This window comes from Krasilnikovia sp. MM14-A1004 (genome assembly GCF_047159485.1).
GTDB lineage: Bacteria > Actinomycetota > Actinomycetes > Mycobacteriales > Micromonosporaceae > Actinoplanes.
In genome coordinates, this window is sequence record NZ_AP038773.1 from 7,104,796 (window position 1) to 7,124,691 (window position 19,896).

Annotated in this window: 16 protein-coding genes; 10 read left to right on the plus strand and 6 right to left on the minus strand. The window is 71.5% G+C overall.

Features of this window, described 5'->3' with window-relative positions; all coding sequences use genetic code 11:
• Nucleotides 1–82: 82 nt before the first annotated feature.
• Nucleotides 83–1,813: a proline--tRNA ligase gene (locus ACMCNN_RS31115; RefSeq protein ID WP_412744008.1), complete on the minus strand. Its 1,731-nt coding sequence runs from the start codon at nt 1,811–1,813 to the stop codon at nt 83–85.
• Between the two features lie 139 nt (nt 1,814–1,952).
• Here ACMCNN_RS31115 and ACMCNN_RS31120 point away from each other — a divergent pair, with 139 nt between their 5' ends.
• From ACMCNN_RS31120 to ACMCNN_RS31155, 8 genes are all read left to right on the plus strand, one after another.
• Nucleotides 1,953–2,732: an SGNH/GDSL hydrolase family protein gene (locus tag ACMCNN_RS31120; RefSeq protein WP_412744009.1), complete on the plus strand. Its 780-nt coding sequence runs from the start codon at nt 1,953–1,955 to the stop codon at nt 2,730–2,732.
• Nucleotides 2,733–2,742: 10 nt separating this feature from the next.
• Nucleotides 2,743–3,642 (plus strand): sulfurtransferase, encoded by a 900-nt coding sequence (locus ACMCNN_RS31125; protein ID WP_412744010.1) that lies wholly within the window; start codon nt 2,743–2,745, stop codon nt 3,640–3,642.
• Between the two features lie 44 nt (nt 3,643–3,686).
• Nucleotides 3,687–5,438: an HSP90 family protein gene (locus tag ACMCNN_RS31130; RefSeq protein WP_412744011.1), complete on the plus strand. Its 1,752-nt coding sequence runs from the start codon at nt 3,687–3,689 to the stop codon at nt 5,436–5,438.
• Between the two features lie 109 nt (nt 5,439–5,547).
• Complete coding sequence (locus ACMCNN_RS31135; protein WP_412744012.1) at nt 5,548–8,409, plus strand: tetratricopeptide repeat protein; 2,862 nt, start codon at nt 5,548–5,550, stop codon at nt 8,407–8,409.
• A gap of 86 nt (nt 8,410–8,495) precedes the next feature.
• Nucleotides 8,496–10,157 (plus strand): hypothetical protein, encoded by a 1,662-nt coding sequence (locus tag ACMCNN_RS31140; protein ID WP_412744013.1) that lies wholly within the window; start codon nt 8,496–8,498, stop codon nt 10,155–10,157.
• 52 nt (nt 10,158–10,209) lie between these two features.
• The gene (locus tag ACMCNN_RS31145; protein ID WP_412744014.1) at nt 10,210–10,812 is read left to right on the plus strand and encodes a TetR/AcrR family transcriptional regulator; all 603 of its coding nucleotides are present in this window, start codon (nt 10,210–10,212) and stop codon (nt 10,810–10,812) included.
• 47 nt (nt 10,813–10,859) lie between these two features.
• The gene (locus ACMCNN_RS31150) at nt 10,860–12,197 is read left to right on the plus strand and encodes an acetyl/propionyl/methylcrotonyl-CoA carboxylase subunit alpha (RefSeq protein WP_412744015.1); all 1,338 of its coding nucleotides are present in this window, start codon (nt 10,860–10,862) and stop codon (nt 12,195–12,197) included.
• Nucleotides 12,198–12,258: 61 nt separating this feature from the next.
• Nucleotides 12,259–13,137, plus strand: coding sequence for a hydroxymethylglutaryl-CoA lyase (locus tag ACMCNN_RS31155; protein ID WP_412744016.1), 879 nt, complete (start codon nt 12,259–12,261; stop codon nt 13,135–13,137).
• A gap of 13 nt (nt 13,138–13,150) precedes the next feature.
• On the opposite strand, the gene ACMCNN_RS31160 is transcribed toward ACMCNN_RS31155, so the two are convergent.
• Genes ACMCNN_RS31160 through ACMCNN_RS31180 form a run of 5 tightly spaced genes read right to left on the minus strand, consistent with a single transcriptional unit; the run spans nt 13,151 to nt 16,949 of the window.
• On the minus strand, nt 13,151–14,158 hold the full coding sequence (locus ACMCNN_RS31160; protein WP_412744017.1) for a hypothetical protein: 1,008 nt from the start codon (nt 14,156–14,158) through the stop codon (nt 13,151–13,153).
• Nucleotides 14,155–14,634: a hypothetical protein gene (locus ACMCNN_RS31165; protein ID WP_412744018.1), complete on the minus strand. Its 480-nt coding sequence runs from the start codon at nt 14,632–14,634 to the stop codon at nt 14,155–14,157. The genes ACMCNN_RS31160 and ACMCNN_RS31165 overlap by 4 nt, the downstream gene beginning before the upstream one ends.
• Complete coding sequence (locus ACMCNN_RS31170) at nt 14,631–16,217, minus strand: WXG100 family type VII secretion target (RefSeq protein ID WP_412744019.1); 1,587 nt, start codon at nt 16,215–16,217, stop codon at nt 14,631–14,633. Before ACMCNN_RS31170 ends, ACMCNN_RS31165 begins: the two co-directional genes overlap by 4 nt.
• Nucleotides 16,214–16,558 (minus strand): type VII secretion target, encoded by a 345-nt coding sequence (locus ACMCNN_RS31175; protein ID WP_412744020.1) that lies wholly within the window; start codon nt 16,556–16,558, stop codon nt 16,214–16,216. Before ACMCNN_RS31175 ends, ACMCNN_RS31170 begins: the two co-directional genes overlap by 4 nt.
• Entirely contained in the window at nt 16,548–16,949 is a 402-nt protein-coding gene (locus tag ACMCNN_RS31180) for a YbaB/EbfC family nucleoid-associated protein (RefSeq protein ID WP_412744021.1), read from the minus strand. Before ACMCNN_RS31180 ends, ACMCNN_RS31175 begins: the two co-directional genes overlap by 11 nt.
• Before the next feature lie 148 nt (nt 16,950–17,097).
• On the opposite strand from ACMCNN_RS31180, the gene ACMCNN_RS31185 reads away from it, so the two are divergent.
• Nucleotides 17,098–18,627: an acyl-CoA carboxylase subunit beta gene (locus tag ACMCNN_RS31185; protein ID WP_412744022.1), complete on the plus strand. Its 1,530-nt coding sequence runs from the start codon at nt 17,098–17,100 to the stop codon at nt 18,625–18,627.
• Between the two features lie 53 nt (nt 18,628–18,680).
• Nucleotides 18,681–19,838 carry an acyl-CoA dehydrogenase family protein gene (locus tag ACMCNN_RS31190; protein ID WP_412744023.1) on the plus strand — a complete coding sequence of 386 codons (1,158 nt, stop codon included), beginning with the start codon at nt 18,681–18,683 and terminating at the stop codon, nt 19,836–19,838.
• Nucleotides 19,839–19,896: the final 58 nt, after the last annotated feature.

Consider the following 19,896-nt stretch of genomic DNA (forward strand, 5'->3'; position numbering starts at 1 on the left):
AGCAGGACCACATCGATCGCCGCCACCGCAGCGGACCGGGATCGGCGTGTCCGCATCGCTGCGGGACGCCGATCCCGGGCGGCTACTCCGCGGGCTTGAGCAGGCCCGGCACGTCGGACAGCCGGACCTCGTCACGCTGTCCGGTGCGGCGGTCGCGCAGTTCCACGTACCCCTCGGCCAGACGGCGGCCGACCACGACGGACCGCGCGATGCCGATCAGCTCGGCGTCTGTGAACTTCACCCCGGCCGACAGCTGCGGCCGGTCGTCGACCAGCACCCGCAGCCCGGCCGCGACGAGCTCCGCGCCCAGCGCCAGGGCCGCCTCGGTCTGCCCGTCCTTGCCGGTGGCGACGACGTGGACGTCGGCGGGCGCCACCTCGTCGGGCCAGAGCAGGCCGCGCTCGTCGTGGTGCTGCTCGGCGATGGCGGCCACAGCCCGGGACACCCCGATGCCGTAGGAGCCCATGGTGGGCCGGGCCGGCTTGCCGTCGGCGCCGAGCACGTCGACCTTGAATGCGTCGGTGTACCGGCGGCCGAGCTGGAAGATGTGCGCGATCTCGATGCCGCGCCGCATGGTCAGCTCACCGGCACCGCAGGCGGGGCAGGCATCACCGGCGCGCACCTCGGCGGCCTCGATCGTGCCCTCGGGGGTGAAGTCGCGCCCGGCGACCACCGAGGTGGCGTGCTTGCCCGCGACGTTCGCGCCGGTCAGCCATGCCGTGCCGGGCGCGACGCGGGGGTCGGCGAGGTAGCGCAACGTCAGTCCCTGCGGGCCGATGTAGCCCTTCACCAGCTCGGGCCGGGACGCGAAGTCGTCGAACATCGTGGCGGTGGCCGGGCTCAGCGCCGCGTCCAGCCGCTTCAGGTCCACGTCCCGGTCGCCGGGTACGCCGATGACCAGCAGCTCGTCCTCGGCGCCGGGCCGGTGCACCGTGACGACCACGTTCTTCAGGGTGTCCGCGGCGGTCCAGCCGGTACGCCCGTCCAGGGCGCGCTCGTTGGCCAGCGCCACGAGCGACGCGATCGTCGGGGTGTCCGGGGTGTCGTGCACCGTCAGCGGGCCGGTGGCGGGCTCGGTGACCACGGGCGCCGGGGTGGTCACCGCCTCGGTGTTGGCCGCGTAGTCGCAGTTGGTGCAGCCGACGTACGTGTCCTCGCCGACCTCGGCGGCGGCCAGGAACTCCTCCGAGGCCGACCCGCCCATGGCACCCGACATCGCGGCGACGATCGTGTGCTGCAGTCCCAGCCGGGCGAAGATCCGCTGGTACGCGGCCCGCAGCGCGGCGTACGCGGCGACCAGCCCGTCGTCGGTCAGATCGAACGAGTACGCGTCCTTCATCAGGAACTCGCGGCCGCGCAGCAGCCCCGCCCTGGGGCGTGCCTCGTCGCGGAACTTCGTCTGGATCTGGAACAGGATCAACGGGAAATCCCGGTACGAGATGGTCATGTCCTGCACGAGCAGGGTGAACATCTCCTCGTGGGTCGGCGCCAGCAGATAGTCCGCGCCGCGCCGGTCGGTCAGGGTGAAGATGTCGTCGCCGTACTCGGTCCACCGGCCGCTGGTGTCGTACGGCTCGCGGGGCAGCAGCGCCGGGAACGACACCTCCTGGGCGCCGATCGCGGTCATCTCCTCGCGGACGATCGCGGTGACCCGGTCCAGGACCAGCTTGCCCAGGGGCAGCCAGGTGTAGCCGCCGGGGGCGGCGCGGCGGATGTAGCCCGCGCGCAGCAGCAGCCGGTGGCTCGGCACCTCGGCGTCCGCCGGCTCCTCGCGCAGGGTCCGGAGCAGCATGGAGGACATTCGCAGCAGCATGTCCGCAGCGTAGGGAAGCGGGACGGGCTGGTCACGCCGGTTTCGGGGTGTCGCCACGGTCACGCTCCCGTGCATGTCCCGTGCACTCCGTGCAAAATAACTGTCGCATCCAGGTGAGCAGACGTTAAGGAGGCGGCCGATGGGCTGGCGCAGCTTCGTGGCGATGGGGGACAGCTTCACCGAGGGGATGGACGACGCGTACCCGGACGGCACGTACCGGGGGTGGGCGGATCTGGTCGCCGCGCGGCTGGCCGTCGAGAACGGGCCCGACTTCGGGTACGCCAACCTGGCCATCCGCGGCCGCCTGCTGGACCAGGTCGTCGCCGAGCAGGTCGAGCCGACGCTGGCCATGAAACCCGACCTGGTCAGCTTCGCGGCCGGTGGCAACGACGTCCTGCGGCGCAGGGCCGACCCGGCCGCGCTGATCGAGCGCATCGACCCGGTGATCGGCCGGATCCGCGCGACCGGCGCGGACGTGATCCTGTTCCGCTTCGCCGACATCGCCGCCCTTCTGCCCGGCCAGCGCCTCGTCGGGCCGCGCGCCGCGATCCTCAACGACGGGGCGCGGCGGCTGGCCGAGAAGCACGGCGCGTACCTCATCGACCTGCACGGCGACGACACCTTCCACAACCCCGTGATGTGGAGCACGGACCGGCTCCACCTGTCCGGGGCCGGGCACCGGCGCGTCGCGGGACACGTCCTGCGCGCCCTGGGCGTCGAGGCCGACGAACAGTGGCTGCTGGCGCCGCCGATGCCCGCGCCCGCACCTTGGCTGTCGGCGCGCGGCGCGGACCTGCGCTGGGCCGGGCAGTACCTGGCGCCGTGGCTCAAGCGGCGGCTGACCGGCGCGTCGTCGGGCGACCTCGTGACGGCGAAACGGCCAGCCCTGGCGCCCGTGCAGGCGGTCGACAAGGGTTAGCCTGAGCGACATGTCCGTTGCGTATGATCCGGCGCCGTCCCTCCAGGCGTACGCCCACCCGGAGCGACTGGTCACCACCGACTGGCTGGCCGCGCACCTCGGCACGGACGGCCTCGTGGTCGTCGAGTCGGACGAGGACGTCCTGCTGTACGACATGGGGCACATCCCCGGTGCGGTGAAGGTCGACTGGCACACCGAGCTGAACGACCAGGTCACCCGCGACTACCTGGAACCGGCGGCGTTCGCGGCGCTGTGCGAGGCCAAGGGCATCGGGCGGCACGACGCTGTCGTCTTCTACGGCGACAACTTCAACTGGTGGGCGGCGTACGCGCTGTGGGTGTTCAGCCTGTTCGGCCACCGCGACGTACGGCTGCTCGACGGCGGGCGGCAGAAGTGGATCGCCGAGGGGCGCGAGGTGACGCGGGACAAGCCGAATCGCCCCCGCACGCAGTACCCGGTGCCGGAGCGCGACGACGCACCGATCCGGGCATTCCGGGATCAGGTGATGGGGCACATCGCCAGCGGCCGACCGCTGGTCGACGTGCGGTCCCCGCAGGAGTACACGGGCGAGCGGACGCACATGCCGGATTACCCGCAGGAGGGGGCGCTGCGCGGCGGCCACATTCCGGGCGCGCTCAGCAAGCCGTGGAAGTCGGCGGCCAACGACGACGGGACGTTCCGGTCGGCGGGCGAGCTGACCAAGATCTACCGGGACGAACTGGGTCTGGTGCCCGCCGACGACGTGATCGCGTACTGCCGGATCGGTGAGCGGTCCAGTCACACCTGGTTCGTGTTGCACCACCTGTTGGGCTATTCGCAGGTGCGCAACTACGACGGGTCGTGGACCGAGTGGGGCAACCTGGTCCGGGCCCCGATCGTGCGCGGCGATCGGCCGGGCGGCCTGGCCTAACGGCGGGCCCCGCGACTGGCCGGTCATCGGTACCGTGTCCGGCCGTGACCAACACCTTCCAGGTCGATCTGCGCGGCATCGTCGACCTGCTCAGCCACCACCTGTACGCCAGCCCGCGGGTCTACGTCCGCGAACTGCTGCAGAACGCGGTCGACGCGATCACTGCCGCCGGCACGCCCGGTGTGGTCACGATCGAGTCCAGCGACCACACCGGCGACGGCACGCTGCGCATCGCGGACGACGGCATCGGCCTGACCGAGGCGCAGGTGCACGAGCTGCTGGCCACGATCGGCCGCAGCTCCAAGCGCGACGAGCTGGGCTTCTCCCGGCACGAGTTCCTCGGCCAGTTCGGCATCGGGCTGCTCTCCTGCTTCCTCGTCGCCGACGAGATCCGGGTGCACACCAGGCAGCACGGTGCCCCCGCCGTCCTGTGGACCGGCTTCTCCGACGGCCGCTACGAGGTCGCCCCCGGACCCGAGCGCGAGCCCGGCACCACTGTCACGCTCACCCCGCGCCGCGGCGCCGAGCACTGGCTCACCGGCACCACCGTGGCCGAGCTGGCCCGGCTCTACGGATCGTTCCTGCCCGTGACCGTCACGGTGGACGGCACCCGGACCACCGAGGACGCGCTGCCCTGGTCGGGCGGCTACCACGCGACGACCGGCTACGCCCAGCGCACGTTCGGGTTCGCCCCGTTCGACGTGATCGAGCTGAACGTGCCCGAGGCGGGCCTCACGGGGGCCGCGTTCGTGCTGCCCACGGCGGTGAACCCGGCCGCCCGTGGCGGGCACCGCGTCTACCTCAAGCGGATGCTGCTGGCCGAGTCCGTCGAGGGACTGCTGCCGGAATGGGCGTTCTTCGCCCGCTGCATCGTGGACAGCACAGAGCTGCGCCCCACCGCGAGCCGCGAGGCGCTCTACGACGACAGCCTGCTGGAGACGACCCGCGAGGCCATCGCCGACCAGCTGCGCGGCTGGCTGGTGCGGCTGGCCGCCACCGACCCGCACCGGCTCGGCACGTTCCTGCACATCCACCACCTCGGCGTGAAGGCACTCGCCCAGCACGACGACGAGATGCTGCGGCTGGTCGAGCAGTACTGGCCGCTGGAGACCAACGCCGGGCCGATGACCATGGCCGAGTTCCGCGCCCGCTACGGCGTCATCCGCTACGTGCGCAGCGACGACGAGTTCCGGCGGCTCGCCGCGGTCGCGGCGGCGCAGGACGTGATCCTGATCAACGGTGGCTACGCGTACGACGCCGACCTCATGGAGCGGCTGCCGGAGCTGGACCACTCGATCGTCGTCGAGCGGATGGACCCGAGCGAGCTGGCCACCCGGTTCGACGCGCTGCCCGCCGACCGGGAACTGGAGCTGTTGCCGTTCCTGTCGACCGCGCAGCGGCGGTTGGACCGGCTCGGCTGCGAGGTGGTGGTACGCGACTTCGAGCCCGCCACGCTGCCGTCGCTGTACCTGCTGAGCCGGGCGGCGGCGTTCCACCAGGAGCTGCGTGCCACCCGGGACCGCGCCGACGACCTGTGGGGCGGTGTCCTGGACGCGCTCGACCACCGTTCGGTGCCGCCGGAACGCCCGCAGCTCGTCCTCAACCACCGCAATCCGCTGGTCCGGCGGGTCAGCGTGCTGGGCGACCCGGAGCTGATCGGGCTCGCCGTCGAGGCGCTGTACGGCCAGGCGCTGCTGCTCGGCTACCACCCGCTGGGGCCACGGGACGCGTCGCTGCTGACCAGCTCGTTCCTCGGCCTGCTCGACCGTGCCGTCCCGCGCGAGGACCGCCCGTGAGGAGCGTCGCGGAACTGTGGGAACCGCCGCGCGAGGCGAAGCGGAAGGCCGAAGCGCTGCGCGAACACGAGGACATCCAGCGGATGAACGATCGGACAGGGAGCTCGGCATGAAGACGGTCAAGGAACTGTGGGACCTGCTCGACGAGGCCCACAACATGCCGTTCGGCGCGGCGCAGATCGCGCTCTTCGAGCAGGTGGTGCCGCATGCGGACGCGTCCGGCGACCGGGGGCTGGCCTTCGCGGCTCGGCTCAAGGCGACACAGGCCTATGTGTACGGCGGCGAGCCGGCGAAGTCGTTCGTCACCTTCTCCTGGTGCCTGAGCGACTATGACCGTGATCCGCAGCCGTACCACAAGAAGTACCAGCACACGCTGCTCTGGTACTTCAAGGACATGGTCGTGGCCCTGACCAGGTTCCCGGAGATCCCGCTGAGCCGGACGTACGCGGTTCTGGACGACATGGAGCGCCGCTACCGCGAGCGCGGAGCCAGCCTGCAGGCTGTCCACAAGCACCGCTACCTGGTCGCCACGCACGTGGGTGACGAGTCCGCGGCCGACCAGTGGTACGAGCGGTGGGGCACCACGCCCCGCGACAAGCTGAGCGACTGTGCGGGGTGCGACCCGACGGATCAGGTGCGGTATCTGTCCGGCCGGGGACGGCACGAGGACGCCGTGGCGCTCGCGGAATCGGTCCTCGCCGGGGAGCTGGACTGTTCCGAACAGCCGCAGAAGATCCTGACCGCGCTGCTGCCCTCGTACGTGGCGACCGGGCGGCTGGAGACGGCGGCCGAGGCGCACCGTCGGGCGTACCGGTTGATGCGCTCCAATCTGGCCGATCTCGGGCAGATCGGCGACCACATCTTCCTGTGTGCCCGTTCCGGCAACGAGCACCGGGGTCTGGAGATCCTGCAGCGGCACATCGACTGGCTGGACCGGGCGCCGTCGCCCGCGGAAGGCATGCGGTTCGCGGCCGCCGGGGCACTGTTGCTGCGCCGGCTGGGCGCGCTGGGGCACGGCGACGCGGCGGTGCGCCGCCAGGCCCACGGCGAACTGCCCGCGGCCCGGCTGGCCGAGGTGCTGGCGCGGCACGCGACAGAGGTCGCCGCCAAGTTGGACGCCCGCAACGGCACCACCGCGCAGAGCACACGGATCGCCGCCGTCCTGGGCGCCGAGCCGTTCGCCGAGCCGTTCCCGCTGTCCCCGCTCGCCCGCCGCCGCCCGGCCACCGGGACGCCGCAGGCGCCGGAATCCGGGGTGGCGCAACCGGTGCTTCCGGCCGATTCGCCCGTGCCGGCGATCCCGGCCGCCGCGGGCCCGGACGAGCTGCTCGACGCGGCGGAGGCGCTGCAGCGGCAGGAGCGCGACACCGCCCTCGCCGACCTGATGACCGAGTACGACCGCAGGTTCGGTGCCGCGGATCCGGGTGCCCTGGCCCGCGCCCGCCGCCTGATGCTGGCCGCCACCGAGCGCCGGGCGCCCGAGGACGTGGCCGGCGCCCTGGCCGCGGTGACCGAGGCGGAACGGCTGTTCCAGCAGGCAGGCGCGCGCGGTCGGGCGGCCACGGCGGCAGGTGTCGCGGGTGTCCTGCGGGTGTTCGCCGGTGAGGTGGCCGCGGGCCTCGCCCTGATCGGCGCCGACATCGCGTTCCAGGACGACGAGGGCGACCTGCGCGAGCGGGCCGCCGCGCTGGCCCGGCTCGCCACCGCGCAGGCCGCGGCGGGCGACGGTGCCGCGGCGCTGGCCGCGCAGGAGCGGGCCGACGCGCTCGCCGCCGAACTGGACGACCCGCGGACGGTGGCCCGGTACGCACTGCGCCGCGCCGACCTGCTGGCCGCGCTGGGGCGCGACGACGACGCCATCGCCGCCGCCCGCGAGGGCGTGGCGTTCTACCGCACCCACGGGCCACGCGAGCGCGCCGCCAGGGCGGGCATGAACCTCGCCCGGCTGGTGGGCGCCGACGAGGACGCCGCCGAGGCCGCGTACGGGCAGGTCATCGCGCTCGGCGCCACCGCCGCCGCGCTGGACGCCCGGCTCGGCCGGGGCCGCGCCCGGCTCGAACAGGAGCGGTACGACGCCGCGGTGGACGACTTCGTCGAGGCGGTCGCCCTCTGCGCCGAACGTGGACTGGACGCGGCCGGGGCGTCCGCGCGCGTGGAGCTGGCGGAGGCGTACCAGGCGGCCGAGCGCTACGCGGAGGGCGCCGAGGTCGCCGAGGAAGCGCTGGCGATGCTCGACCGGCTGGGCGACACCGACACCGCCGACCGCGCGCGGTTCCTGATCGCGGAGCTCTACGGGGAGCTGGGCGCGATCGACGAGGCGGTGGACCGGTTCGAGGACCTGGCGCGGCGCTACGCCGAGGCGGGCTCTCCGGCCATGCAGTCCGACGTCCTGAAGACCGCCGGGATCATGCTGTACAAGGCGGATCGGGACGGCGAGGCCGCGGTCCGGTTCGGTGCCGCCGCCGACGCCGCCCGCGAGGCGGGCAATCACATGGACGAGCTGTACGCGCTGCGTCGGCAGCTGAAGTCGCTGTACTACGACGACGATCTGGAGGCGGGCGAACGGACCCGGCTGCTGGCCGAGCAGCGGCACGCCGAGCTGGATCCCGAGCTGGCGGCAAACCCGGCGTACATCCGGGAACACGGCCGGCTCGGCATCGAGGGCATCCGGCTGCTGATCGACGCGGAACGGTACGCCGAGGCCGTGTCGTACGGAAAGGACGTGCCGGACCGGCTGCGCAGCGTCGGCGGGCAGACGGACGCCGCCGAGGCCGCGGGCCTGCTGGGTGAGGCGCTGCTGCGGGCCGGCCGCCCGGACGAGGCGGAGGAGCACCTGCGCGTGGCGATGCGCTGGAAGTCCGCGGGCACGAAGGGCCGCAAGCGCATGGCGCGCCTGGTGGTCGAGGCGCTGGAGGCGCTCGGCCGGACGGAGGACGCGGCGGAACTGCGCACGAAGGAGAAGCTGACATAGCCCTCACGCTGCCGTCGGACCCGCCCCTGCCGACGATCCCGGCCGACGCCACCGCGGACGAGTTGCTCGACTTGGCGGAGTCGGTGATGGGGCAGGAGCATGACGCCGCCCTCACCGAGGTGCTGGCCGCGTACGACCGCCGGTTCGGCTCCGGTGACCCCGGCCCGCTGGCCCGTGCGCGTCGCCTCGCGCTGGCCGCGGCGATCACCGAGACCGCGCTCCTCCCGGAGCTGTTCGACTCGTACTACGGCGCGTGGATCGAGCTTCCGCCGGCAGAGCCGGTGGCGGGTGCGCTGGCCGCGCTGACCGAAGCGGAACGGCTGTTCCGGGAGGCGGGTGCGCCGGGCCGGGCGGCCGCGGCCGTCGGCGCCGCGGGAGTCATGCGGGCCTTCGCCGGTGACGAGGAGGCGGCGCTGACCATGATCGGCGCCGACATCGCGTTCCAGGACGACCAGGGCGATCTCCGTCAGCGGGCCGTGGCGCAGGCTCGGCTGGCGCTCGCGTACCTGGCGGCCGAGGACCCCAACCAGGCGGTGACCGCACAGGAGCGGGCCGAAGCGCTCGCCGCCGAGCTGGGCGACGCCCGGCTGGCGGCCCGGTACGCGCTTCGCCGCGGTGACCTGCTGACCGGCTTCCACCGCAACGCGGAGGCGGTCGCTGCCGCCCGCGCGGGTGCGGAGTTCTACCGGACCCACGGGCCGCGTGCCCGGGCCGTCGCGGCGGGCCGGATCCTGCTCCGGGTCGCGGACGACTGCGCCGTGGCCGAGACCGTGTACGCGGAGGTGGTCGCGCTCGGCGCCGCCCACGCGGCGGTGGACGAGCTGCTCGGTCGGGGCCGCGCCGCCCTGGAGCGGGAGCAGACCTTCCGGGCGATGGACGAGTTCCTCAAGGCGGCAGTCCTGTCCGTCGAGGGCGGCTTGGCCGAGGCCGGGGCGCTTGCGCGGGCGGGGCTGGTGGAGGCGTTCCGGGCGACCCGGCGTCTCGTGGACGACGGCGAGGTCGCCGAGGAGACCCTCGCCGTGCTCAACGGCCAGGATCCGGATCGTGTCCGGTTCCTGATCGCGGGCCTGTACGTGTCGGTCGGTGCACCCCACTATGCGGTGGACAGGTACGACGACCTGGCGCGTCGCTACGGCGCGGCGAACCGTCCGGACATGCAGGCCGAGGTTCTGCGGACCGTCGGAGACCTGCTGGACCGGGAGGGCAGGGACGCCGAGGCCGCGCAACGGTTCGGTGCCGCCGCCGAGGCCGCTCGCGCGGCGGGCAACCACCTCGATGAGCTGTACGCGCTGCGTCGACGGCTGATGTCGCTGTGCCGGGCCGGCGATGTCGAGGCGGGCGACGAGGCCCGGCTGGCGGCCGCGCAACGGCATGCCGACCTGGATCCCCACCTGGCAGTCAGGCCGGCGTACCTCCGGGAACGCGCCCACCTCGGGCTGGAGGGCACCCGCCTGCTGGTCGCCGCGGGACGGTTCACCGAGGTTGTGTCGTACGCAACAGGTCTACCGGATCGGGTGACCAGCGCCGCCGGGCAGCCGGCGGGCAACGAGGTGGCGGGCCTGCTCGGCGAGGCGATGCTGCGCTGCGGCCTCCTGAAGGAGGCGGCCGAGCAGCTCCACCACGCGCTGGCCTGGACGTACGCGGGCACGAAGCGTCGCAGGCACATCGCGGGCCTGCTGGCCGAGGCGTTGGAGTCGCTGGGCCGAACGGAGGAGGCCGCGGAACTGCGCGAGCGCGACGGCGCCTAGGTCGCTGAACGGTCGTTCAGGGAAAGGCTTGACAGCGGGTTAAAGTTTCCGGGTGACGGTAGACCAGCAGCAGCGGACGACGGCTCCCGCGCCCCGGCGGCGCTCACGCCGCGAGGAGATCCTGGAGATCGCCGTGGGGCTATTCGCGTCCCGCGGCTACCACGGTGTGTCGATGGACGACATCGGCTCCGCCGCGGGCGTGACCGGCCCGGCCCTCTATCACCACTTCGCGGGCAAGGAGGCCATGCTGGTCGCCGCGCTCGTCCCGGTCAGCGAGAACCTGCTCAGCGGCGGCAAGTCCCGGGTGTCCCGGCACAACGGCGACGCCCCGGCGGCGCTGGCCGACCTGATCGACTTCCACGTCGACTTCGCGCTGGCCAACCCGGCCGTCATCGCGCTGCACCTGCACGAGCTGGACCGGCTGCCGGACGAGCCGCGCCGCCAGATCCGCCGCCTCCAGCGCCTGTACGTCGAGGAGTGGGTCACCGTCCTCGGCGAGCTGCGCCCCGACCTGGACGCCGGAGAGCGCCGCGTGCTGGCCCACTCGGCCTTCGGCCTGATGAACTCGACGCCCTTCCTCGGCGGCGAGGTCGACCGCCAGCGCCGGGCCGCCCTGCTGCGCGAGGCCACCGGCCACGCCCTGCTCGGCCACTGACCGGCTCAACGGCCCACCCCACCGCCAACTCCAGCAGAAAGAGCACCATGATCGAGTCTTTGCTCGTCGCCAACCGGGGCGAGATCGCCCGCCGGATCATCCGCACCGCCAAGCGGCTGGGGATCCGGGCGATCGCGGTCCACTCCGAGGCGGACGCCGGGATGCCGTTCGTCCTGGAAGCCGACGAGGCGGTGTGTGTGGGACCGGCGAACCCGGCCCAGAGCTACCGCAACACCGAGGCGATCCTCGCGGCGGCCAAGTCGACGGGCGCGCGGGCCATCCACCCCGGCTACGGCTTCCTGAGCGAGAACGCGGACTTCGCCCGTACCGTCGAGGAGAACGGCCTGATCTGGGTCGGACCGTCCGCGGACGCGATCACCGCGATGGGCGACAAGATCAATGCCCGGAATCTGATGGCCGCCGCGGGCGTGCCGGTCGCACCCGGCACGCAGGACCCGGCCGCCACGGTCGAGGCTGCTTTGGAGGCCGCCACCACGATCGGCTTCCCGGTGATGGTCAAGGCCGCGGCGGGCGGCGGCGGCATGGGCATGGCGGTCGCGAACGACGAGGCCGGATTGCGCACGGAGTACGAAAAGGTGCGCGGCTTCGCCGAGCGCATGTTCGGCGACGGCTCTGTGCTCATCGAGCGCTACTTCCCCCGGGTACGCCACGTCGAGGTGCAGATCCTCGGCCTCGCCGACGGCCGGGTCGTGGCGCTGAGCGAGCGCGAGTGCTCCGTGCAGCGCCGCAACCAGAAGCTGGTGGAGGAGGCCCCGTCCCCGGCGGTGAGCCCGGAGCTGCGTGCGCGCTTCCTCGCGGCGGCGGTCAAGGCGGGCGAGGCGGTCGGCTACCGCAACGCCGGGACGGTCGAGTGCCTGCTGGACCCGGCCACGGGCGAGTTCTTCTTCCTGGAGATGAACACGCGCCTGCAGGTCGAGCACCCGATCACCGAGCTGATCCACGGGCTCGACCTGGTCGAGGAGCAGTTGCGGATCGCCTCGGGCGAGGCGCCGACGTTCGACCCTGATGCGCTGACCACGACCGGCCACGCGATCGAGCTGCGGATCAACGCGGAGGACCCGAAGCGGTTCCTGCCCGGCCCCGGCAAGGTCACCACCTGGGTCGAGCCGACCGGCGACGGCGTCCGCGTCGACTCCGGGTACGCGGCCGACACCACTGTCACGCCGTTCTACGACTCGCTGATGGCCAAGCTGATCGTGCACGGCACGGATCGCGCGGACGCCATCGCCAAGGCCCGCGCCGCCGTGGCCGGGTTCGAGATCGTCGGCCCGAAGAACAACCTGCCGTTCTTCGCCGAGCTGCTGGAGAACGACGAGTTCCTCGGCGGCGACTACGACACCGGCATCGTCTCCCGGATGAGGTGAGGCTCCGCATGAGCGAGTGCACCGAGCGCAACGAGGGCCGCGAGTCCATGCGAGGTGGCATATGACCAGCGTTTCGATCCGCGAGGTGGCCCCGCGCGACGGGCTGCAGAACGAGGCGCCGATCCCCACCGACGCGAAGGTGCGGCTGATCGACGCGCTGTCCGGCACCGGCGTCCGCCGGATCGAGGCGGTGTCGTTCGTGCACCCGAAGGCCATCCCGCAGATGGCCGACGCCGACGAGGTGTGGGCGCGCGCCTGGCACAACCCCGACGTGCGCTACTCCGCGCTGATCCCGAACACCCGGGGCGCGCAGCGGGCCATCGCCGCCGGTTTCACAGAGATCGAGGTCGTGGTCTCGGCCAGCGACACCCACAACCGGCGCAACCTCAACCGCTCGACAGAGGAGTCCCTGGACGACATCGGCGCGCTGATCCCGCTGGTGCACGACGCCGGGGCGACGCTGGAAGTGATCGTCGCGACCAGCTTCGGTTGCCCGTTCGAGGGCGACATCGACCCGAAGCGGGTGGCGTCGATCGTCGAGCGGGTCCGCGCCGACGGCGCGGACCGCATCGCGTTCGGCGACACCACCGGCATGGGTACGCCGCGCCGGGTCCGCGACCTGCTTTCCGAGGTACGCCCTGACCTGCTGCACTTCCACAACACCCGGGGTACGGGGCTGGCGAACATCCTGACCGCGCTGGAACTCGGGGTGACCGAGTTCGACGCCAGCGTGGGCGGCATCGGCGGCTGCCCGTACGCGCCGGGGGCGTCCGGAAACGTGGCCACCGAGGAAGTGGTGCACATGCTGCACGACATGGGCATCGACACCGGCATCGACCTGGACAACCTGATCACGGTCGCGGAACTGGCCGAGGACCTGCTCGGCAAGACGTTGCCGTCGGGCGTGCTGCGGGCGGGGCCGCGTACCCGTCTGGTCTGACGTTGCGCCCGCGCTACTTGCCGAACATGCCCTGCGGCCGGATCTCTGTCGCTTCCTCACGGGCGTCGGTCAGGTCGGCGGCGCGGGCCACCGTCCGCCACATGCGGTAGTCCACCTCGATGAGCCCGAGGTCGGCTGCGGTCTGGTAATTCTCGCCGAGGAAGTTCAGCACGACGTTGTCGCCGCCGGTGTCCACGACCTCGAACGGTGCGCCGCGCCAGGTCGCCAGCTGTCGCGTGTAGACGGCACGATCGCACTGCACGTCCTCGACGACCTTCGTCCAGGCGCCGTGCTGCTCCGCGAACCCCTCGGCGGGCGGCTGCCCCGGCACAGCATGCAGCGTGTACTGGCACGGACCGGGGCCGAAGTCGGCTTCGTACTCGGCGCCCTGATGCGTGACGTACAGGCCGCGGTGGATGCGGGAGTAGGCGGGCGCCGGCGGCCGCCACCAGCGTGCGGGGCCGAAGGCGGGCCCGGCAACGGGCAGCCAGCCGAGGCGGCGGTGCAGGTAGTGGCCGACGACGGTCTGCTCGCCGTCGGGGTCGACGCGGTGAATCTGGGCGCCCGCGGGCAGGTCCGCGAGGAACAGGAAGTACTCCGGCACGGGCGCCGCCTGGTACGGGGTGTACCCGGTGCCGAGGAACGGTGCCGGATACACGGCGGGGCTGCCGCCCATCCGGGCCGCGCCCTCCGGCGTCTGGCCGCCGAACGTCGTGACGAACAGGCCCGGCCAGCCGGCCGAGAAGCGCAGCAGGTAGAGCGGCCCGCCGCGCGGCCAGCCCTCGATCAGGTCGACGCCGTGGCTGGCGGCGATCTCCTCGGCGGTCCGCGCGGTGACGTCCTGCATCCGGGTCACGAACCCGCCGGTGCGGTGCGACTCGAAGCGACCGGGCACGGAGACGTTGCCGAGGTGCAGGTCCGCGACGCTGGGCAGCAGCACCTTCTCCACCGACGTGGCAGGCCCGAGCCCGGAAGGCTTACGCGGGTCGTCTGCCGATCGCTGCCCCAGAAATGCCGTCACTGCCCCTGCCCCCGCTCCAGTTCAGCCTTGTCACGTTCCCTCTTCTGCCGAGCCTTCCAGTTGGCCAGCAGATCCTCACGCGTCTCGTGCAGGTCCTCGACCTCGCTGAGCGGGAATGCACCCTGTGCGACCCCACGCTCGATAACGTCCACCCCATTGGCGGCTGCCCATGGATCCTGGCCGTACAACACGCCTTCGACCATGTCCCCCCGACGGCTGAGGGCGTAGAACTCCTTGCCGCGCCAGGTGAAGGTCCAACGCGGCCGGTACCAGGCGTCTAGATCTGATATGTCGATCGGCGTGCCATAGCCTTCCAGTTCCTCGTCGTAAACGAGGCCTTCCGGGGCGGGTCCACCCGGATGCAAGGCGACGAGGAAGTCCCGCACCCGCCCGACACCGCCACAGCTGATCAGTCGGAAATCTTTACCGCGCCAGACCGCAACCGCGTCTCTCGGAAATTTCACGCGCTCACTCATTGGGCAATCCTCGTCCACTGTTTCGTATCCTTGTCGAACACTCCGACAAGGCTTTCAGTGCCGTCCCGATTGATCTTCCAGATCTCGGCCCGCCCGGTGAGTTGTGTCCCATGGGGAAGAAACTCGGGGATCCCGCTTCCTGCGGTGTAGCCCGTGCCCAAGAACGGGTCTTTGCCTTGGACGGGCCGTTCGTTGCCGCTGAGGTTCTTCATGTGCTCCGCCACAGCTTCGTCGCGGCCACCGTACGGAATCGGCGGTGCCTCATCGCGCGGCTGCTGGTACCGCAGTTGGAGCGCATGGTCGGCATCCTCCTTGATCGGGGTCCAGCCTGCGCCCTTGTCGTCCAGCGCGAGGCCGTCTCGCAGCTGCGATGGCGTGCGGAGGTCCGCGACGTCCTTGCCTCGCGCGACGAACCCACCAACCTCGTCAGGATTGAACGGCTTGCCGTTCAGACTGGGCAGGTTGTCCAGGTAGGCATGTGCGGAGTCTGGATGGAGCACCTTCGTCATGACCTGACCGTTATTTACGGTCATCCGGTCGCGGACGTCGATGACTTCCTTCCGTTGAGGGTCGGTCAGGTCGTCAGCCGCGGACAAGCGCAGCGCGTCATGGTCCGCCCGGTTCAGGTCCATGCTCGCCAGGATCGAGTCGTATTCCTCGTCGAACGGCGGCCCGTCGCGCAGGGCGTCATTGCCGAAGTGCCCCTTGCCGGGGCCGCCGCCCCCACCGCCACCACCCGACCCGGGCCCGCCGGACCCGCTCGAACCTTTGCCCCCGCGTGCCCCGCGCCCGCCCTTGCCGCCTCCCAGCGGGTTGGCGCGGGAAAGCTTGTTGAGCAGGTTCTTCAGCCCCGTGAAGATCTCCCCGAGCCGGTGCAGCATCGGCGTCAGCTTGCGCAGGCTGTTGATCAGCGCCCGTACGAAATGCTGGATCTTGTTGACCCACTTGGCGACCAGCGCCGCGACCTGCCCGACCACCACCGGGGTCGCGAGGCCCAGGGTCACCCCCTCCTCGGCCAGCCACTGCGGCAGCCGGGCCGCGAGCGTGCCGATGAACTCGGCGATGAGGTCCCGCACGATGCCCCGGACCAGACCGACCAGAAGGCCCGCACCCTGCACCGCGTACGAGATGCCGTGCGCCGCGTTGGAGATGCCCTCCATCACCGACAGGTGCGTCCCGGCGTGCTCCCGGTACGCGTCGCCCGAGGCGCCCAGCCACGACGCGGTCCCCGGCTTGACCGCCTCGGCGTACTGGGCGCGCGTATCGGCCGTGTACTTGGCGACGTTCTCCCACGTCGCGGCGTGCGCGGAGATCTCGTCCGGGTTTCCGGCCAGCCAGTCCAACGCGTCCTTGAGCGGCTTGACGTGCTCCATCAGCCACGACACGCCCCACGACACCAGTGTCCCGATCGGGTCGATCATCAGACCGAGCGTGTCGAGGCTGCCGCCGACTCCGCCGAGCGTGCCGTCGACCCAACTGTCGTTCTTGATGCCGTTGGCGACGTCGGCCGCGTCCTCGACCAGGCCGAGGCCGGTGTACCACGTCGTCGAACTCTGCGATTGCGCTACCAGAGGGTTGGTCACAACGGCAGTTCCAGCGCCGAACCCGGCGACCGGCCCGCGGCACCGATCGCGCGGGCGTTACCCGCGTCGGTGGCCTCGGTGTCCGCTGCCGCGCCGCGCAGTCCCGCCGCGGTCTCCTGCAACGCCTCGACGCTTCCGCGCAGCGCGTCGACGCCCAGGTCGAAGACCGGGGTCAGCAGCGCGGGCAGGAACTGGCAGATCACCCCGTAGGCCTGGCTGTCCATCGACACCTGGTGCACCGCGGACTGCGCGGTGCGCATCGCCTCGGACACCTGAGTCACCTCGCCGGCATGCCGCAGCACGACATCGATCGGGAACTGAACGAGCCCGTCAGCGCTCATCGGCGGCACCGTTCCCGGCCTCGTCGTCCGGTTGGGGGAAGCGCGCCTCGTACGACTGGATGACCGCGCGGCCGGTCTCGCTGTCCGCCCCCACCGTCTCCTGCACTTCGACGGCCACCTGGGCGGCGACCTTCGCCTGTGCGGCCCGCATCACCGCGGTGAGCTGGCGGGCCAGCTCCGCGCCGGGTAGCCGTTGCACCCGGTCGTCGAGTTCGAATTTCTCCACCTGACCGGACGCTCCGACGGTGATCTTGACCGATCCGTCCGCGCTCGTCGCGGTCCCGGTCAGCGCGGCGACCCGCCGCGACAGCGCGGCGGCGCGTTCCGCCTGCGCGCTGACCCCTGCCGTCCAGGAATCCAGCCAGTCCTCTGCTGCGTCGATGTCACGCATCGCGTGCCGCTCCTCCCCCGTGAAGAGCCTCAGAACCTAGATCACCGCACGAGTGACCTGCAACCGGTGCCGACCTGGACTGCCTTGGACGTCACACCCAAAATGCGCTAGCCTAACGATCGTTCAGGTTGGATCGGAAGGGGACGACGTGGCCATCGACGGTGAGGCCCTGGCTCAGGTACGCAAGCGGGTGGCGGCCGGCGGCGCCGAGCGCTACCACGCGGCGAACGCGGCCAAGGGCAAGCTCTTCGCCCGCGAGCGCATCGCGCTGCTGGTCGACGAGGGCTCCTTCGTCGAGGACGGCATGTACGCCAACGCCCTCGCCGACGGCCTGCCCGCCGACGGCGTGATCACCGGCAACGCCCGCATCGACGGGCGCGAGGTGTGCGTGATGGCCAACGACTCGACCGTCAAGGCCGGGTCCTGGGGCGCCCGCACGGTCGAAAAGATCATCCGGATCATCGAGCGGGCGTACGCGACCGGCGTACCCATGGTCTACCTGGTCGACTCGGCCGGGGCCCGAATCACGGATCAGGTCGACCTGTTCCCGGGCCGCCGTGGCGCGGGCAAGATCTTCCACAACCAGGTGAAGGCGTCCGGCTCGATCCCGCAGGTCTGCGCGCTGTTCGGCCCGTCCGCGGCCGGTGGGGCGTACATCCCGGCGTTCTGCGACGTGGTGGCGATGGTCGAGGGCAACGCCAGCATGTACCTCGGCTCCGACCGGATGGTCGAGATGGTCACGGGCGAGAAGACGACGCTCGAAGCGATGGGTGGGGCCCGGGTGCACTGCGCCGAATCGGGGGTGGGCCACTTCCTGTGCAAGACCGAGCAGGACGCGCTGGATGTCGTCCGGCGCTACCTGTCGTACCTGCCGGCGAACTGGGAGCAGCAGCCACCCGCCGCTGAGGCGTCCGAACCGGCCAATGTGGATCTCGCGGCGCTGGTGCCGGCCAGCGAGCGGCAGGCGTTCGACATGCGCCGCTACATCAAGGGCCTGGTCGACGAGGGCTCGTTCCTGGAGATCCAGGCGCTGTGGGCCAAGGAGCTGACGGTCGGCTTCGCCCGGATGAACGGCGAGGTCGTCGGCATCGTCGGCAACAACTCGATGTTCAAGGGCGGGGTGCTGTTCGTCGACTCCGCCGACAAGGCCACCCGGTTCGTGCAGCTCTGCGACGCGTTCAACGTGCCGCTGCTGTTCCTCACTGACGTGCCGGGGTTCATGGTCGGCACGGCCGTCGAGAAGCAGGGGATCATCCGGCACGGGGCGAAGATGATCAGTGCGATCTCGGAGGCGACCGTACCCAAGATCTGTGTCGTGGTCCGCAAGGCCTACGGCGCCGGGCTCTACGCGATGGCCGGGCCCGGCTTCGAACCGGACGCCACGATCGCCCTGCCCACCGCGAAGATCGCGGTGATGGGCGCCGAGGCGGCCGTCAACGCGGTGTACGCCAACAAGATCGCCGCGATCGTCGACGAGGAGGAACGCGCCGCCTACGTCGCCGAGCTGCGCGCCGAGTACGAGCGCGACATCGACATCATGCGCCTGGCCAGCGAGCTGGTGATCGACGCGATCGTCGAGCCCGCCGAGCTGCGCGCCGAACTGATCCGCCGGTACCACGCCGCCCGCGGCAAGGACCGTACGTTCTCCCGCCGCCGCCACGCCGTCACCCCGGTCTGAGCAGCGTCACCACTCTCACAGAGGTCACCACCTCTTCAGAGAAAGGCACCGTCATGGTCGACTTCCGGCTCAGCGAGGAGCAGGAGGCACTGCGCGCCAGCGTGCAGGAGTTCGCCCGCGAGCAGGTCGCTCCCGTGATCGCGGAGCACTACGAGCACAAGACTTTCCCGTACGAGCTGATCCGGCAGATGGGCAAGATGGGCCTGTTCGGGTTGCCGTTCCCGGAGGAGCACGGCGGCATGGGCGGCGACTACTTCGCCCTGTGTCTCGCCCTGGAGGAGCTGGCCAGGGTCGACTCCAGCGTCGCGATCACCCTGGAAGCGGCGGTCTCGCTGGGTGCCATGCCGATCCACCGATTCGGTACGGCCGAGCAGAAGGCCCGCTGGTTGCCGCAGCTGACCAGCGGCGAGAACCTGGCCGCGTTCGGTCTCACCGAGCCGGGCTCGGGTTCAGACGCGGCCGCGATCGCGACCCGCGCGGTGCTCGACGAGAAGACGAACGAGTGGGTCATCAACGGCTCCAAGGCGTTCATCACCAACTCCGGCACCGACATCACCGCCCTGGTCACCGTGATGGCGGCGACCGGCACCCGGCCGGACGGCAGCAAGGAGCTGTCGACCATCATCGTGCCGTCGGGCACCCCGGGCTTCACTGTCGCGCCGGGCTACTCGAAGGTCGGCTGGTGCGCCTCCGACACCCACGAGCTGTCGTTCGACGACGTGCGGGTGCCCGCGGAGAACCTGCTCGGCCAGCGCGGCCGGGGCTTCGCGCAGTTCCTGCGGATCCTCGACGAGGGCCGGATCGCCATCGCCGCGCTGTCCGTGGGCCTCGCTCAGGGCTGCGTGGACGAGTCCGTCGCGTACGCCAAGCAGCGCCAGGCGTTCGGCCAGCCGATCGGCAACTACCAGGCCGTCCAGTTCCTGATCGCCGACATGGAGCTGCGCGCGCACACCGCGCGGGTCGGCTACTACGACGCCGCGTCCCGGATGCTGGCCGGCGAGGACTTCAAGCGGTACGCCGCGGTCGCGAAGCTGCACGCCAGCAACGCCGCGATGGACAACGCCCGCTACGCCACCCAGGTCCACGGCGGGTACGGCTTCATGAACGAGTCCGCGGTGGGCCGCTTCTACCGCGACGCGAAGATCCTGGAGGTCGGCGAGGGCACCTCCGAGGTGCAGCGCATGATCATCTCGCGTGACCTGGGTCTGTGACGGGCATGTAGGGGATCCGACCGGGCCTCGGTCCGATCCCCGACACCCGGCCCTCCCG

Coding starts and splice junctions, on each gene's coding strand:
- ACMCNN_RS31125 (WP_412744010.1), top strand. CDS start 2,743: ATGTCCGTTGCGTATGATCCGGCGCCGTCCCTCCAGGCGTACGCCCAC.
- ACMCNN_RS31115 (WP_412744008.1), bottom strand. CDS start 1,813: ATGCTGCTGCGAATGTCCTCCATGCTGCTCCGGACCCTGCGCGAGGAG.
- ACMCNN_RS31150 (WP_412744015.1), top strand. CDS start 10,860: ATGATCGAGTCTTTGCTCGTCGCCAACCGGGGCGAGATCGCCCGCCGG.
- ACMCNN_RS31190 (WP_412744023.1), top strand. CDS start 18,681: ATGGTCGACTTCCGGCTCAGCGAGGAGCAGGAGGCACTGCGCGCCAGC.
- ACMCNN_RS31180 (WP_412744021.1), bottom strand. CDS start 16,949: ATGCGTGACATCGACGCAGCAGAGGACTGGCTGGATTCCTGGACGGCA.
- ACMCNN_RS31165 (WP_412744018.1), bottom strand. CDS start 14,634: ATGAGTGAGCGCGTGAAATTTCCGAGAGACGCGGTTGCGGTCTGGCGC.
- ACMCNN_RS31140 (WP_412744013.1), top strand. CDS start 8,496: ATGGGGCAGGAGCATGACGCCGCCCTCACCGAGGTGCTGGCCGCGTAC.
- ACMCNN_RS31120 (WP_412744009.1), top strand. CDS start 1,953: ATGGGCTGGCGCAGCTTCGTGGCGATGGGGGACAGCTTCACCGAGGGG.
- ACMCNN_RS31175 (WP_412744020.1), bottom strand. CDS start 16,558: ATGAGCGCTGACGGGCTCGTTCAGTTCCCGATCGATGTCGTGCTGCGG.
- ACMCNN_RS31135 (WP_412744012.1), top strand. CDS start 5,548: ATGAAGACGGTCAAGGAACTGTGGGACCTGCTCGACGAGGCCCACAAC.
- ACMCNN_RS31155 (WP_412744016.1), top strand. CDS start 12,259: ATGACCAGCGTTTCGATCCGCGAGGTGGCCCCGCGCGACGGGCTGCAG.